General features: G+C 63.9%; 10 protein-coding genes and 2 tRNA genes. 9 read left to right on the top strand and 3 right to left on the bottom strand.

The window, feature by feature from the left end; genetic code table 11:
- Positions 1-23 precede the first annotated feature (23 nt).
- The 5 genes from FDW84_RS07195 (at position 24) to FDW84_RS07175 (ending at position 5,874) form a co-directional block, all read left to right on the top strand.
- Complete coding sequence (locus tag FDW84_RS07195; protein WP_240721423.1) at positions 24-1,226, top strand: YlbL family protein; 1,203 nt, start codon at positions 24-26, stop codon at positions 1,224-1,226.
- Between the two features lie 168 nt (positions 1,227-1,394).
- Positions 1,395-4,376, top strand: coding sequence for a UPF0182 family membrane protein (locus tag FDW84_RS07190; RefSeq protein ID WP_171046707.1), 2,982 nt, complete (start codon positions 1,395-1,397; stop codon positions 4,374-4,376).
- Positions 4,377-4,500: 124 nt separating this feature from the next.
- A tRNA-Met gene (locus FDW84_RS07185) sits at positions 4,501-4,574 on the top strand.
- Between the two features lie 153 nt (positions 4,575-4,727).
- Positions 4,728-4,801: transfer RNA gene (locus tag FDW84_RS07180), tRNA-Met, on the top strand.
- 140 nt (positions 4,802-4,941) lie between these two features.
- Positions 4,942-5,874: a cytochrome b/b6 domain-containing protein gene (locus FDW84_RS07175; RefSeq protein WP_138607969.1), complete on the top strand. Its 933-nt coding sequence runs from the start codon at positions 4,942-4,944 to the stop codon at positions 5,872-5,874.
- Between the two features lie 6 nt (positions 5,875-5,880).
- Here the strand turns inward: FDW84_RS07175 and FDW84_RS07170 are convergent, their stop codons facing one another.
- The 3 genes from FDW84_RS07170 to FDW84_RS07160 all read right to left on the bottom strand — a co-directional run bounded on the left by FDW84_RS07170 (position 5,881) and on the right by FDW84_RS07160 (position 10,309).
- On the bottom strand, positions 5,881-7,308 hold the full coding sequence (locus FDW84_RS07170) for a cryptochrome/photolyase family protein (RefSeq protein ID WP_138607967.1): 1,428 nt from the start codon (positions 7,306-7,308) through the stop codon (positions 5,881-5,883).
- A gap of 71 nt (positions 7,309-7,379) precedes the next feature.
- Positions 7,380-8,171: a PspA/IM30 family protein gene (locus tag FDW84_RS07165; RefSeq protein ID WP_138607965.1), complete on the bottom strand. Its 792-nt coding sequence runs from the start codon at positions 8,169-8,171 to the stop codon at positions 7,380-7,382.
- Positions 8,172-8,275: 104 nt separating this feature from the next.
- Positions 8,276-10,309 (bottom strand): TPM domain-containing protein, encoded by a 2,034-nt coding sequence (locus FDW84_RS07160; protein ID WP_138607963.1) that lies wholly within the window; start codon positions 10,307-10,309, stop codon positions 8,276-8,278.
- A 309-nt stretch (positions 10,310-10,618) separates the two neighbouring features.
- On the opposite strand from FDW84_RS07160, the gene FDW84_RS07155 reads away from it, so the two are divergent.
- From FDW84_RS07155 to FDW84_RS07140, 4 genes are all read left to right on the top strand, one after another.
- Positions 10,619-12,268, top strand: coding sequence for a S1C family serine protease (locus tag FDW84_RS07155; RefSeq protein WP_138607961.1), 1,650 nt, complete (start codon positions 10,619-10,621; stop codon positions 12,266-12,268).
- 262 nt (positions 12,269-12,530) lie between these two features.
- Positions 12,531-13,331 (top strand): electron transfer flavoprotein subunit beta/FixA family protein, encoded by an 801-nt coding sequence (locus FDW84_RS07150; protein WP_138608240.1) that lies wholly within the window; start codon positions 12,531-12,533, stop codon positions 13,329-13,331.
- Between the two features lie 14 nt (positions 13,332-13,345).
- Positions 13,346-14,299, top strand: coding sequence for an electron transfer flavoprotein subunit alpha/FixB family protein (locus FDW84_RS07145; RefSeq protein WP_138607959.1), 954 nt, complete (start codon positions 13,346-13,348; stop codon positions 14,297-14,299).
- A 3-nt stretch (positions 14,300-14,302) separates the two neighbouring features.
- Positions 14,303-15,082, top strand: coding sequence for a PIG-L deacetylase family protein (locus FDW84_RS07140; protein ID WP_138607957.1), 780 nt, complete (start codon positions 14,303-14,305; stop codon positions 15,080-15,082).

Genomic DNA, 15,082 nt, shown 5'->3' with positions numbered 1-15,082 from the left:
GGGCACCGCGTAGTCTTGGTTGGGTGACTACAACCCGCGGCGGCCACCCTTCCGAGGACCACGCTCCTGAACTCTTCACACACCCTTTACCTGCGAAAACAGCAGAAGTAAGGGTCGACGGCGGCCCTGCCGGCGAAGAGGTTTCGCATGGTTCGGCTCCAGAGGCATTAGAGCCGCGGGACAGGAAGGTGTCGGCAATGCTTCTGTCGGGCCTGGCCGCGTTGGGGCTGGGGATCGCCGTCGGTACACTTCCTGTCCCTTACGTCGTCGAGTCGCCCGGCCCCACCTACAACACCCTGGGGCAGAGCCAGGGGAGCCCCGTCATCAGCATCACGGGCCGGGAGATTTACCCCGCCAAAGGGAACCTGGATCTGACCACGGTCTACGTGGACGGCGGACCCAACGGGCCGGTCAACATCATGGACGCCTTCTCCGCCTGGCTTGACCCGGCAAAGGCCGTTCATCCGGTGGAGCTGATCTATCCCACCGGCACCACCAAGGAAGAGGCTGAGGAGCAGAGCTCGGTGGCCATGACCACCAGCCAGGAAAATGCGGTGGCCTCCGCCCTCAACGAACTCGATATTCCCTTCGGCCAGCAGCTCCAGGCCGCGGACCTTTCGGAGGGCTCGGCGTCGGCCGGGAAAATCGAAGCCGGGGACATCCTGAAAACCATCAACGGCAAAGACATCACGTCGTTGGCCGTTGTGCAGGAAGAGCTGGCGGCAGGCAAAGGCGCACCCGTGTCTGTGATGGTGGAGCGTGGCGGACAGCCGGTCACCGTGGACGTCACTCCCAAGGACAACGGCGAGGGCCGTTTTATCCTTGGAGTGATGCTGAAGTACCTCTTCACCTTCCCGTTCGACGTCGAAATATCCCTGGAGAAAGTAGGGGGTCCCAGCGCCGGGCTGATGTTCTCCCTTGGCATTATTGACACCGTTACCCCGGGCGACCTGACCGGCGGCAAGCACGTCGCCGGGACCGGCACCATCTCCCCGGACGGACTGGTCGGGCCTATCGGTGGAATTGAACAGAAATTGCAGGGGGCAAGGTCCGCGGGCGCCACTTTGTTCCTCGCGCCGGCCGCAAACTGCGGGGAAGTGGTGGGGCGCATCCCCGAAGGGCTGCAGGTGGTCAAGGTGGAGAACCTGGCCGGGGCGCGCGACGCCGTCGAACGGGTTGCCAGCGGCCAGGACACGTCAGGCCTCCCGGCGTGCTCGAGCAACTAGACTGGGCGCAACTAGATTCGACAGGAACTAAGCTTTACCGCCACTCGTGGCAAATAATGACGGACGAAACCAGCCGTTTGACCGGTGCCGGACGTCGCTCGCACACACGCTTCGAATAATCTGACGACCAGCTATGAGGTACCCAGTTTGTCCCGTCCCGCCAGCACCATGTCCACAGGCAGGCCCCCTTCACGACGCGGGGCGTTGACGCCCACCCTGATCGTTGTCGCCCTGGTGGTAGTGGGCTTCATCTTCTTTGCCAACGTCTGGACCGATGTCCTCTGGTACCGGCAGCTCGGATTCATCGAGGTCTTCCTCACGGAAAACCTCGTCCGGATCGGCATCTTCGCTGCCGGTTTTGCCGTCATGTTCCTTGCGGTCTTCTTTGCGATCCGCATCGCCTACAACGCCAGGCCGGTATACGCCCCCGATTCCGAGATCCGGGACAACCTCAACCGGTACCAGGCGCAGCTGGAACCGGTCCGCCGCGTTGTCATGGTCGGTCTGCCCGTCCTCTTCGGCCTCTTTGCGGGGAGCGCGGCCGCCAGCCAATGGCAGAAGGTCCTCCTGTTCTTCAATCAGGAGCCCTTCGGGCAGCCGGACCCGGAATTCAACCTGGACATCAGCTTCTACCTGATGACTCTTCCGTTCCTCGGTTTCGTCACCGGGTTCCTGATCAGCGTTGTGGTTATCGCAGGAATAGCGGGTATCCTCACGCACTACCTGTACGGCAGCATCCGCCTGATGGAACGCGGCGTCTTCACCAGCCGCGCCGCACAGATCCACATCGCAGTCACAGGCGCAGCATTCCTGGTGCTTCTAGGCATCAACTTCTGGCTGGACCGCTACACAGCAGTGCAGAGCAACAGCGGCCGCTGGGCCGGCGCACTTTATACAGACGTCAATGCCGTGATCCCCACCAAGGCCATCCTTGCGGTGGCTGCGGTACTCGTTGCCATCCTGTTCGTCGTGGCCGCTGTGATCGGCAAGTGGCGCCTGCCCGTCATCGGAACCGCCATGCTGGTCATCACCTCGATCCTGGCCGGCGGTGTCTACCCGTGGGTTATCCAGCAGTTCCAGGTCCGGCCCTCGGAAGAGACGCTGGAAAGGGAATTCATCGAGCGCAACATCGAAAACACGCGTGCTGCCTACGGCCTGGACAAGATCCAGGTGGACCGGTACGAGGCCACCAACACGGCCAGCACCGGAGCCCTGGCACCGGATGCCCAGACCACGGCAAACATCAGGTTGCTGGACCCAAACCTGATCTCTGATGCCTTCTCGCAGCTGGAACAGTACCGCCCGTACTACCAGTTCCCGGAGGCGCTCAACGTGGACCGCTACGAAGTGGACGGCAAGATCCAGGACACCGTGATCGCTGTCCGGGAGCTCAACCCGGCAAACGTCACCAGCAACCAGCAGGGCTGGCTTAACCAGCATGTTGTCTACACCCACGGTTATGGGGTGGTGGCGGCCAAGGGCAACAAGTTCACCGTGGACGGCAAGCCGGACTTCCTGCAGTCCGGCATCCCGTCAAACGGCGTGCTTGGTGACGATTCCACGTACGAGCCGCGGATCTACTTCGGTGAGTCCTCGCCGGACTACTCAATCGTCGGCGCGCCCGATGGTGCGGCGCCGCGTGAACTGGACCGCCCGTCCGGACGGGAAGGCGGGGAGACCCAGTACACCTTCAAGGGCAACGGCGGGCCCAATGTGGGCAGCTTCTTCAACAGGGTGCTCTACGCCATCAAGTTCCAGTCCTCCGACCTGCTGCTGTCCGATGGTGTGAACCCCGAGTCGCAGGTCCTGTACGACCGCAACCCGCGGGAGCGGGTGGAAAAGGTTGCTCCCTACCTGACGGTGGACGGCAACGCCTACCCGGCAGTGGTCGACGGCCGGGTCAAATGGATTGTGGACGGCTACACCACCAGCCAGTACTACCCGTACTCGCAGCAGGAACAGCTCTCGGATGCGACCGCGGATTCGCAGACCACATCCGGGCGTACTGTCGCGCTGCCCAACAGCACGGTCAACTACATCCGGAACTCCGTGAAGGCCACCGTCGATGCCTACGATGGTTCGGTAACGCTTTACGCGTGGGATGACCAGGACCCGCTGCTGAAGTCCTGGCAGAAGGTGTTCCCCACCTCGCTCAAGCCCTACTCCGAGATGTCGGGCGACGTCATGAGCCACGTCCGCTACCCGGAGGACCTGTTCAAGGTCCAGCGCCAGCTGCTGGGGGAATACCACGTGACGGATCCTTCCAGCTTTTACCAGACGAAGGATGTCTGGAGCGTGCCGAACGATCCCACCGTTGACTCGGAAAGCGGGGTCAAGCAGCCGCCGTTCTACATGTCCCTGCAAATGCCGGACCAGGACAAGCCGGCCTTCCAGCTGACATCGTCGTTCATTCCGCAGATCGTCAATGGAAACGCACGCAACGTCCTGTACGGCTTCCTCGCGGCAGATTCGGATGCCGGTAACCAGGCCGGCGTCAAGGCCGAGAGCTACGGTAAATTGCGGCTGCTGCAGATTCCGCCGGAGATCCAGGTCCCCGGCCCCGGGCAGGCGCAAAACAAGTTCAACTCGGACCCCACGGTGTCCCAAGCCCTGAACCTGCTGCGCCAGGGCGCTTCCGACGTCCTGAACGGAAACCTGCTCACCCTTCCGGTAGGCGGCGGCATCCTTTACGTCCAGCCGGTATACCTCAAGTCCACCGGTGAGACGTCCTACCCCACCCTGCAGCGCGTCCTGGTGGCCTTCGGGGACAAGGTGGGCTTTGCCCCGACGCTCGACGAGGCCCTGAAGCAGCTCTTCGGCGGCGACTCCGGGGCCGCCGCGGGTGACTCGGACAACAACGGACAGGCGCCTGCTGATCCCGCCGCGCCGACAACACCGGCGGGCGCTGACGCAAAGGCTGAACTGAAGGCGGCGCTGGACGAAGCCAATGCCGCCATCCAGGCAGGCCAGGCAGCCCTTTCAGCCGGCGACTTTGCCGCCTACGGCGAGGCACAGGAGCGCATTTCGGCAGCACTGAAGCGGGCGACGGAGGCGGAAGCCAAGATCCCGGTCGCCGCACCGGAGGCGACCCCGGCTCCAGCAGCCACAGGCGCGCCTGAGGCTGCTCCCTCGCCCTCACCAACCAGCTGATCACGACGACGGCACACGGCACCTGCTCCTTCCGGGGAGCAGGTGCCGTTTCCGTTTTCGAGACGGAGATCACCCCTATTCGATTTGGCCTGGTGTTCGCGTGCCGGTAAAGTAGTTCTTGCGACGCGGGGTGGAGCAGTTCGGTAGCTCGCTGGGCTCATAACCCAGAGGTCACAGGTTCAAATCCTGTCCCCGCAACTGATAGAAGTCCGGACACTGGAACAGTGTCCGGACTTTCTGCTTATTGCCGGGCCCGGGCCGGCAGGTGACGCAACACTCTCGAGGATTCCCCAGGGCCGAAAGCCAAGTGGAAAAACCGGCGCGTGAAATAAGGTAGTGTTGGTTGAGCGACGCGGGGTGGAGCAGTTCGGTAGCTCGCTGGGCTCATAACCCAGAGGTCACAGGTTCAAATCCTGTCCCCGCAACTATATGAAGACCCTGGTCGGCCAGCAGCCGGCCGGGGTCTTCTGTTTCCTTGGATACGGGCAGTTCCTAGTATTCTCTTTCGCAGAGCCTCACACCTCGTGAGCACTTGGCCAGTCATTCTCGAGAGGAATGTTGTTCGATGTCCACACCCACGAAGAAGCCCGGTACCGCGGCGGGCAAGCGGTCGCGACTCTACTGGGGAGTTCCTGCCGTCCTGGCAGGGCTGGTCCTCGTGGTGCTGGTCGCCAAGTGGCTGATGGGCCTGCCCGCCGTGTCATCCTTCGTGGCCGACCATCCGGGCCACTCGGAGCTTCCGGACACCGCCCCTGTTGGTTTTCCCGCCTGGCTGGGCTGGCAGCACTTCCTGAACGCGTTCTTCCTGCTGCTGATAATCCGCACCGGGTGGCAGGTGCGGACAACCACCCGGCCCAGCGGGCACTGGACCCGGAACAACAAGGGCCTGATCAAGACGAAGAACCCGCCCACAAAGATCACCCTTGAGCTGTGGTTCCACCTGACGCTGGATGCCCTGTGGATCCTCAACGGACTGATCTTCGCAGTCCTGCTGTTTGCCACCGGGCAGTGGATGCGAATCGTTCCCACCAACTGGGATGTCTTCCCCAACGCCCTCTCAGCAGCCCTGCAGTACGCATCCCTTGACTGGCCCACCGAGAACGGCTGGATCAATTACAACGCGCTCCAGCTGCTTTCCTACTTCGTGACGGTTTTCATCGCGGCGCCGCTGGCCTTCATCACCGGTTTGCGTATGTCCGGTGCATGGCCCAAAAAGGCGGCAGGACTCAATAGGGCCTTCCCCATTGAATGGGCACGCGCTGTCCACTTCCCGGTGATGATTTACTTCGTTGCTTTCACTGTGGTGCACGTGTTCCTGGTGCTCGCCACCGGGGCCCTGCGCAACCTCAACCATATGTACGGCGCACGGGATGACGACGGCTGGTTTGGCTTCTGGGTTTTCCTGGCCTCTGTTGCTGTGATGGTGGCTGCCTGGTTCCTGGCCCGGCCGCTCTTCCTTCGCCCCATTGCTTCCTTGATGGGCAAGGTCAGCCGCTAGCTCCAGCTACCCGTCCTTGAGCTTCTGGTAAGCCGCCAGCGCGCGTTCCCGCGACCCGGCCAGTTCTACCAGGGGCTTGGGGTAGCCGTCCGTCTCTGCGGTCCACGGTTCGTGGATCTCCTTCCCTGAGAGGGCTTTCAATTCCGGTAGGAAGGCGCGCAGGTAGCTGCCGTCGGCGTCGAACTTCCTGCTCTGCGTCACCGGGTTGAAGATCCGGTAGTACGGTGAGGCATCTGCGCCGGAACCTGCCACCCATTGCCAGTTCGCGGGGTTGTTGGCCCCGTCCGCGTCCACTAACGTGTCCCAGAACCATTCCTCCCCAACCCGCCAGTCAGTCAGGAGGTTCTTGACCAGGAAGGACGCTGCGGCCATCCGCACGCGGTTGTGCATCCACCCTGTCTGCCAGAGCTGGCGCATTCCGGCGTCCACCAACGGGTAGCCGGTCCTGCCCTGCTGCCAGGCGGCAAGTTCCTCCCCGCTCAGGGATCCCCACTGGAAGTTGTCGAAGGCGGGGCGGAAGTTGCGCGTGGCAAGGTCCGGGTTGTGGTAGAGCAGGTGCCAGTTGAACTCGCGCCAGCCCAGCTCGGAACGAAAAGTTGCGACGTCGGCCGGAACCTTCCGGGGAAACCGGCGGCTGATTTCCTGCCAAACCCGGAACGGGCTGAGCTCACCGAAACGCAGATGTGGGGACAGCCGGCTGGTTCCTTCGGTGCCAGGAGTGTTCCTGCCGGTGGCGTAGTGCTCGATCGGGCCGGCCAGGAAGTCTTCAAGCCGGCGGAGGGCGCCTTCCTCGCCGGGCTCCCAGGTCGCGGCGAGCCCGCCGCTCCAGTCGGGGGAGGAGGGCAGCAGCTTCCAGGTACTGAGGGCGTCACTGGCCGGGAGGCCAGGTCCTGAGGCAGCCGGTCGGGGCAGGCTGAAAGGGGCATGCAAGGGTTCACGTATGTCGCCGGATGCGAGGCAGGCCCGCCAGAACGGCGAGTAGACCTTATACGGTCCTCCGGCTCCGGTGCGGATGGTCCAGGGCTCAAACAGGAGGTTGGCCTGGAAAGTGGAGGCGTCAATTCCGTTCCCGCCGGCCCAGTCTTTAATGCCGGCGTCGATAGTGCGCTCCGGCCGCCCGTACCGGCGGTTCCAAAACAGGTGCCTGGCATTGGTTTCGGCCGCCAGTTCCGCGATCACTACGTCGGACGGTCCGCGCCGAAGGAGCAGCCGTGAGCCACTGGCCTCAAGCGAAGCGCTTAGTGCAGCCAGGGAGTGATGGAGCCACCATCTGGTGGCTCCTCCCAGCGGCCGGATTCCTTCGGACTCTTCATCAAGGATGTAGACGACGGTCAGCGGCAGGCCGATGGCTGCGGCTTCGGCCAGTGCCGGGTTGTCGTCCAAGCGAAGATCGTCGCGGAGCCAGACCAGGGACGTCTTAATGGGGGGAGCCATGCCTCCACGCTACACACCGGGAGAACGGGTGAGGGCCAGGACCTCCGGTCCTGGCCCTCACCTGTGTGCTGTTACAGCTTGTCGAAGTCGGCTTCTTCCACCGTGGACGCGGAGCCGACAGTTCCGGATGCGCCAATAGCGGGCTTTGACGAATTACCCGACTTCAGCGCGGCCAGGCGGGCTTCGATTTCCACCTGCTCACCAAGGTCCTCCAGCTGGTTGAACTGGGCGTCCAGGCTTGAGGCTGCCAGCTCCTGCTGGCCGCGGACCTTTGCTTCCTCGCGGCGAATCTTCTCCTCGAAGCGTCCCACCTCGCTGGTGGGATCCAGGATGTCGATGCTCTTGATGGCGTCATGGACCTGGGACTGCGCTGCTGCGGTCTTAGACCGGGCCACCAGTTCATTGCGCTTGCTGGTCAGCTGGTTCAGCTTGTTCTTCATTTGGTCAAGGCCGGTCTTGAGCTTCTCCACCACCTCGCGCTGGGACGCAATGGCAGGCTCCGCACCTTTGGCTTCGTTCTCAGCAGCCATCTGGCGCTGCAGGGCCACCTTGGCGAGGTTGTCGAATTTCTCGGCGTCCACCATGTCGCCGCTGGCGCGGAATTCATCGGCTTTACGGGACGCAGCAAGAGCCTTGTTGCCCCAGTCGCGGGCGTTCTTGATGTCCTCGTTGTAGTCATCCTCAAGCATCCGGAGGTTGCCAATGGTCTGCGCGACGGCGGATTCAGCCTCGGCGATGTTGTTGGTGTAGTCCCGGACCATTTGGTCCAGCATCTTCTGGGGATCTTCAGCGTTGTCCAGCAAGGAGTTGACATTCGCCTTTGCCAGTTGCGCGATCCGGCCGAAAATGGACTGCTTAACCATGGTGTTACCCTTTCGTCCTGCTCTGTGGTGACCACTGAAATCAGTGAACAGTTGTGGTGTTGCCGTGTGCCTGCCGCCGAATTGAAGGGCAGGGCCTTGGAAACCTAGAAGTCGCCGCCGCCGCCGGAGTCTCCACCCCAACCGCCGAAATCGCCGCCGCCGAAGTCGCCGCCGCCGTCGCTGTGGCCGCCGCCCCAGCCGGCATGTCCGCCGCCGTTGAGGATCGAGTTGATGAGGATGCCGCCCAGGATGGCACCGCCCAGGCCACCGCCGCCGCCTCCGCCGAACATGCCGCCGCGGCCGTAGCCCTGGTTTGCGTAGCCGCCGAAGTGGTCCACATCAGCCTGGGCCAACTGGGCTGCCTGTGCCGCGAGAGCGTGGGCCTGCTGGGCGTAGGTAAGTGCCGTCACCGGATCGGTGCGTGAGATGGACAGTGCGTAGTCCAGATTCCGCTGCGACTCTGCCAGCCGGGTACGCGCCTCGGTTCCCACGCCGCCTCGCCGGGCGGTGATGTAGTCGGAGGTGGCGCTGATCTGTGCCTGTGCGGACATGATGGTCTGCTGCAGCGATGCCTGTGCCCGGCGGGACTGTTCCTGTTGGTCCCTGATGCCGGTGAGGGCCTGGTCCAGCGACTGGTGTGCTGTTTCCACCCGCTGCAGAGTGGCGATGGGGTCGATCTTTCCGCCCTGAATTTCCGACTTGACCTGGGCCAGGGCCGCTTCCACTCCTGCGACCGGCCCGACAAGCTCCGGGTGGGCGTGGGCGCCCGACTGGATCATGGCTCGTGCCTGCGCAAGGTCCTGGGAGGTGTCCACGACCGCGGAGTCGAGACGGGTGCGCGCTTCATCCAGGTTGGACGAGACTTTGGCGATAGCATCCAGGAGGACGTTGGTCTGGTGGAGGCTCTCTTCGGCGGCCCGGACGGCCACTGCTGCCAGGCTGCCTTCGCCCTCGCTGAGCTTCTGCTGGGCGGTGGCGGTGGCGTTCTGCACGAAGGCCAGGCGCTCCTTGGCCTGCAGGATATTGTCCGAAACCTGCGCCAGGGCGCTCTCGGCATATCTGGAGCGCAGGTTGCCGAGTGAGCTCTCAGCGCTGGCGATTTTTGCGTCAGCCTGGCGGGCTCCGGCATTGACGGTTGCCAATGCCTGCGGAGCGTTCTTCTCAAGTTCGCGCAGGGAATCGAAATCGGCCTTCTGTTCCTGGAGGGAGGCCAGCGCGGCCTCGGACCGGCGGATGATCTCCCCGAACCATGCCCGCTGCTGCTCTTCAGTGTCAGGAATGTGGTCATCCAGCTGCTGCTGCAGCTTGAAGGACTCGCTCAGGTGGGCTTTGGCTTCAGCCAGCGCCTTGGTGAAGTTTCCGACGGCGGAGTCCCCGTACTGTGCCTGGGCGAACATCAGTTCCTGCTCGCTGGACTTGATGGCGTCGTCGGCCTCGATCAGGAGTGAGCCGCTCTTACGGCGCAGTTCCTCGATGCTGAGCGAGGCCAGGGGATCCACCAGGCCCTCCTGCTGGCCAAAGCCGGCCGTGGGCTGCTGTCCGGCTGCCTTCCTGCGCTTGTTCCGGAGGTACAGGTAAGCACCCGCGCCACCAGCCGCCACGACACCGGCACCCACCAGGACTGCCGCCCCGGCACCGTCACCGGGAACATTGCCGCTTCCGCCGCCCGCGGCATCACCGATGGCAGCTGCAGCGTTGATCGCCGCCTGCGCATAATCCTCGTTGGCAAGTTGCGGACCAATGGCCTTGCTCTTGATGTTTTCGAGCTGGGCATTGGTGATCTTGCTGCCACCCTTGTTCAGGGTGTACTGGCGTGTTTCCGTGGCAACGGCAAAGATCAAGGCATTGGAACCCAGGCCGGCCTTCTCGGCTACGGCATCCGTCCACGCTTCACGGTCTGCGGGGTTTTCAAACCTCTTGACCGTAACGACATGCAGCACGGTGGCATGCTCGGTTCCCAGCTTCTTGATGGCTTCCTGGACCTCGCCCTTTTGGGAGCCGAGGACGCCAGCGGAATCAACAATTTTGGTGGCCGGATCCAAGGTGACCGGAGGCTCAGCCCATGCCGCGCCGGCGGGTACCGCCAGCAGGCCGGTAAGGCCGATCACGGCGAGGATACGTATGAACTTTGACCGCATGTGCAACCCTTCAGCACGCCTGACACCGATTCGGGACGAATCAGTCGTCTCAGAATCCAACAGCGCCCCCACGCTTGGTGTGAAGCCGCAGGTCGCTGTGGCAATTCATCTTGATTCTATGGTGCACCCCACAACCCGTCCAACGAGTGGAATATGCCAAAAGCGAAACGCTGCAGGGGCCGAAACAAAGGTGCAGCAGGAGACTCAATCAACGCAGCGGCAGGTCTTCAGCAAGCTCTCAGCAAACATCCGAGCTTGTTCCAGCCGGGGAGTCCATAGTTAAAGCAGACAAGGATGAAAGGAAGTCCCATGAGCGAGAACCAGACGCCCGGGCCGGCTCCCCGGAACGGTGGCCATGAGCGGCAGGATCCCTGGGCTCAGCAGCAGGGTGCGCCGGAGGAAGCCGCATTCGGGGCGCAGCGGGCGGACGCGGCCGACGACGGCAGCGCTGCGAACGGCCGGCGGCATAGTCCAACGGAGCGGCTGGATCAGCAGGGTGACAATCCCACCCAGGTACTTCCCGGGGCGCGCCCTGTTTACCCCCAACGCCAGCCCTTTTACGGCCAGCTGCAAACCCCGGAGCAGCACACGCCGGAACAGCAGGAGCCAGTCCACCCCGGGCACGGCGGGACCCACCCCAACCAACCCGGCTACGGCTATTCGGGCCGTGCTCATCAGGCGGGCTGGCAGAGCGGCCAGGACTACAACAGCACGCCCGGCCTTGCCTACAACCCCAAGGATGCGCCCCGGCGGAAGGCGACGTTCGGCGTCGGAACCCTCGTGGCCAGCATCCTCGCTGCGGGACTGGTGGGAGGAAGCGTAGCCACGGTCGGGTCGGCCGAGCTCTTCGGAAATGCCGGCGCCGCCACCACTGCCACCGGCAACAGCCAGCCCGGCACCGTGATCGTCAACAACCAGGACTCCGTCAACGAAATCACTGCAGCGGCAGTGAAGGCCTCGCCCAGTGTCGTGACCATCAGCGCTTCAAGCGGAGAATCCGGCGGTACGGGATCGGGGATCATTTTGGATGACCGCGGCCACATCCTCACCAACACGCACGTGGTCACCCTCGACGGGCAGACCGCCAACGCCGCGCTCCAGGTCCGGACCAGCGAGGGCCGGGTCATCGGCGCCAAGCTCGTCGGCACCGATCCGTTGTCCGACCTGGCCGTCATCAAGGTGGACAACGCCTCCGGACTCACCCCCGCCACCCTCGGTGACTCCGGGAAGCTCAACGTGGGCGATACCGTCATCGCCATCGGCTCACCCCTTGGCCTCACCGGAACCGTGACTGACGGCATTGTCTCCACGCTCAACAGGACCATCAGCGTTGCCTCTGCAGCAGCCCCAAAGGAGGGCGACAACGCCGAAGGCGACGGCGAAAGCGGTTTCCAGTTCGCGCCTCCAAATGGCGGTCAGAACCAACAGTCGGCGGGACAGGGCGAGATTTCCATCAACGTGATCCAGACCGACGCAGCCATCAACCCGGGCAACTCAGGCGGTGCCCTCGTCAACAGCAACGGTGACGTCATCGGCGTCAATGTGGCCATCGCCTCAGCAGGATCCAACCCGCTGTCCTCCACGAGCGGCAACATCGGCGTCGGCTTCAGCATCCCCATCAACCACGCCAAGCGCGTGGCTCAGGAAATCATCGACACCGGCAAGGCCTCCCACGGCCAGCTGGGTGTCAGCGTGAAGCCGAAGACGGCGTCCAACTCGTCGTCGGAGTTCTCGGTGGGGGCGGATGTCGCCACTGTGGAACCCGATTCCGCAGCGGCCAAGGCCGGGATCAGGGTGGGCGACGTGATCACCAGGTTCAATGACCTCACCGTCGGTGAACCGGAGCAACTGACGGCGGCGGTCCGCGAACAGCCGGCCGGTTCCAAGGTGAAGATCACCGTCCTGCGCAACGGCCAGGAACAGACGCTTGACGTCACGTTGGGCGCAGCAGCCAGCTAGCGCTTCTCCCTCTCCAAGGCTGGGCAGGACGACGGCGGCGTCCCCACAGAAGGCGGGGGCGCCGCCGTTATTGCATCCCGCGTGGCCTGCCGTGGAAGTTCAATCGGCGCCCTGACACAGGCGTTAACGGAAGAGGGCGCAGCGGGGCGTCTATGTGGTTAGCTAGGACCTACCCGTATGCCGGGGCATTCCGCGGCCATGACCTCACCCGGCTGGCTGTCCACAAGCATGGAAGGCTGCTGTAAATACAGTGGAAGATACATTGAACATCGTCGTCCTGGTCAAGCATGTACCGGACGCCCAGTTTGACCGCCACCTCAACGGTGAGGGCTACACCACTGACCGCGACGAGAGCATCCTGTCAGAGCTTGACGAGTACGCGCTCGAGGCAGCGCTGCAGCTGGCCGAAGCCCGTGGCGGAGCCAAGGCAGGCAACCAGGTCATCGCATTGAGCATGGGTCCCTCGGGCGCCGTGAACGCCATCAAGAAGGCGCTTCAGATTGGTGCCACTGAGGGCGTTCACCTGACCGACGACGCCCTGGCCGGCTCGGATGCCGCCGCCACCTCCCTGGCGCTGGCAGCGGCCATCAGGCACCTGGGCAGCGACGCTCCCGTGGACCTGGTCATCACCGGCATGGCGTCAACAGACGGTGAAACGTCGCTGGTTCCGGCGCAGCTGGCGGAACGGCTCGGCCTGCCCCAGGTTACCTTCGCCTCGTCGCTGCAGGTGGAGGGAGGCCTGCTCACCGCACGCCGGGACGCGGACCTGTCCTCGGAGACAGTCGAGGCGCCGCTGCCGGCTGTCGTCTCCGTGACCGACCAGATCAACGAGCCCAGGTACCCCAACTTCAAAGGCATTATTGCCGCCAAGCGCAAGAGCATCACGACGCTCTCGCTTGCCGACATCGGCGTGCAGCCTGCCCAGGTGGGTTTTCCGGGCTCCTGGACCAGCATCCTGGCTGCAGAGGAACGTCCGCCGCGCACCGCCGGCACCATCATCACCGACGAAGGCGACGCCGGCATCAAGCTTGTCGACTTCCTGGCCGCCCAGAAGCTGCTCTGAGAGGGACCACAGACATGGCAAAAGTACTTGTTTTCATCGACAACCCCGGCGATGCGCTCAAAAAGAGCAGCCTTGAGCTGCTCACCCTGGGCCGCTCCCTCGGTGAGACTGCGGTGGCCCTGAACGGCAAGCTGCACGACGACGTTGCGGCCGCCTTCGCGGAGTACGGCGTCGGCACCGTGCTGCTCCCCTCGGCGGAGGACCTCGACGACTTCCTCGTCGCCCCCAAGGCTGCCTATGTTGCTGCCGCAGCTGAGCAGGTCGGGGCCGGCATCCTCCTGCTGGACAATTCCCCCGAGGGCAAAGAAATCGCCGCCCGCGTGGGAATCCGCCTGAGTGCCGGCGTTATCACCGACGTCGTGGCAGTGGACGCGGACGGCACAGCGCACAAGTCGGTTCTGGCCGGCTCCTACAACACGTCCTGCAAGGCCACTACCCCCGTCAGTGTGCTGACGTTGAAGGCAAACAACGTGACCCCTGAACCGGCTGCAGCGCCCACTTCGCCGGAAACGGTGACGGTCGAGGTTCCCGCCGGCAGCACGGTTGCTGCCGCCCGCATCACCGCCCGGGAGCAGAAGGTCGCCAGCGGACGGCCGGACCTCACCGACGCCCGCATTGTGGTGGCCGGCGGACGCGGACTTGACGGCGACTTCACCCCCGTGGAGGAACTTGCCGACGCACTGGGAGCGGCAGTGGGTGCTTCCCGTGCAGCCACGGACGCGGGGTGGATCAGCCATGATGCCCAGGTGGGACAGACCGGAAAGACCGTGTCGCCGCAGCTTTACATTTCCGCAGGCATCTCCGGCGCCATCCAGCAAAAGGCCGGCATGCAGACGGCAAAGGTAATTGTTGCAGTGAACAAGGACGCTGAATCACCCGTATTCGAGATCGCCGACTTTGGCATTGTGGGCGACCTTTTCGATGTGCTCCCGCAGGCCACAGCGGAGATCAAGAAGCGGAAAGGCTGATTTTTGACTGCCTTTCCTGAGCAGGCACGGAGCCCGTTCAACCCGGACGTACACCGGGTTGGGCGGGTGCTCTGTTTTGCGGCCCACCCCGATGACATCGACTTTGGTGCAGCGGGCACCATCGCTGCCTGGACAGCCGCCGGTGTCGACGTCAGCTACTGCATCATGACCGACGGCGATGCCGGAGGGTTCGACCCGGCCCACCGGGCCAACATCATCGCCATGCGGGACGCCGAGCAGCGCCGCGCAGCCGAACTCGTCGGGGTCACCGATATCCACTACCTCCACCAGCGCGACGGGTACCTGGAACCTTCGCACGAGGTGATGCAGGGGGTCGTTAAGCTGATCCGCGAAATCCGGCCCGACGTCGTGCTTTCCATGCACCCGGAACGGAACTGGAAGCGGATCCAGAAGAGCCACCCGGACCATCTGGCGGTGGGGGAGGCCGTCACGCGCGCCGTATATCCCGCCCTGGAAAACCCCTTCGCCTACCCGGAACTTGCCGCTGCCGGGCTGGACGCCTACAAACTGCCCTGGCTGTGGCTCTTTGCCGGGCCGGAGGAACGGGAAAACCACTTCGTGGATGTCTCCGCGCACGTGGACGCCAAGCTGCGCGCCATCCATGTCCACGTCAGCCAGCACCCGGACGTGGAAGCAATGGAGAAAACGGTACGCCAAAGCATGCGGATCAACGCCGCCAGGGCTGGCTACCCCGAGGGCAGCAGTGCCGAAGCCTTCCACGTCGTCGCCGTCAACGGGCCGGGAACGATCGCAGGGTTCTAG

This window comes from Pseudarthrobacter sp. NamE5, from assembly GCF_005796225.1.
Taxonomy (GTDB): Bacteria; Actinomycetota; Actinomycetes; order Actinomycetales; family Micrococcaceae; genus Arthrobacter.
Note: the sequence above shows the minus strand (reverse complement) of the source record. Positions and strands in the feature narration are given on the sequence as shown.

Coding starts and splice junctions, on each gene's coding strand:
- FDW84_RS07155 (WP_138607961.1), top strand. CDS start 10,619: ATGAGCGAGAACCAGACGCCCGGGCCGGCTCCCCGGAACGGTGGCCAT.
- FDW84_RS07165 (WP_138607965.1), bottom strand. CDS start 8,171: ATGGTTAAGCAGTCCATTTTCGGCCGGATCGCGCAACTGGCAAAGGCG.
- FDW84_RS07160 (WP_138607963.1), bottom strand. CDS start 10,309: ATGCGGTCAAAGTTCATACGTATCCTCGCCGTGATCGGCCTTACCGGC.
- FDW84_RS07170 (WP_138607967.1), bottom strand. CDS start 7,308: ATGGCTCCCCCCATTAAGACGTCCCTGGTCTGGCTCCGCGACGATCTT.
- FDW84_RS07145 (WP_138607959.1), top strand. CDS start 13,346: ATGGCAAAAGTACTTGTTTTCATCGACAACCCCGGCGATGCGCTCAAA.
- FDW84_RS07175 (WP_138607969.1), top strand. CDS start 4,942: ATGTCCACACCCACGAAGAAGCCCGGTACCGCGGCGGGCAAGCGGTCG.
- FDW84_RS07190 (WP_171046707.1), top strand. CDS start 1,395: ATGTCCACAGGCAGGCCCCCTTCACGACGCGGGGCGTTGACGCCCACC.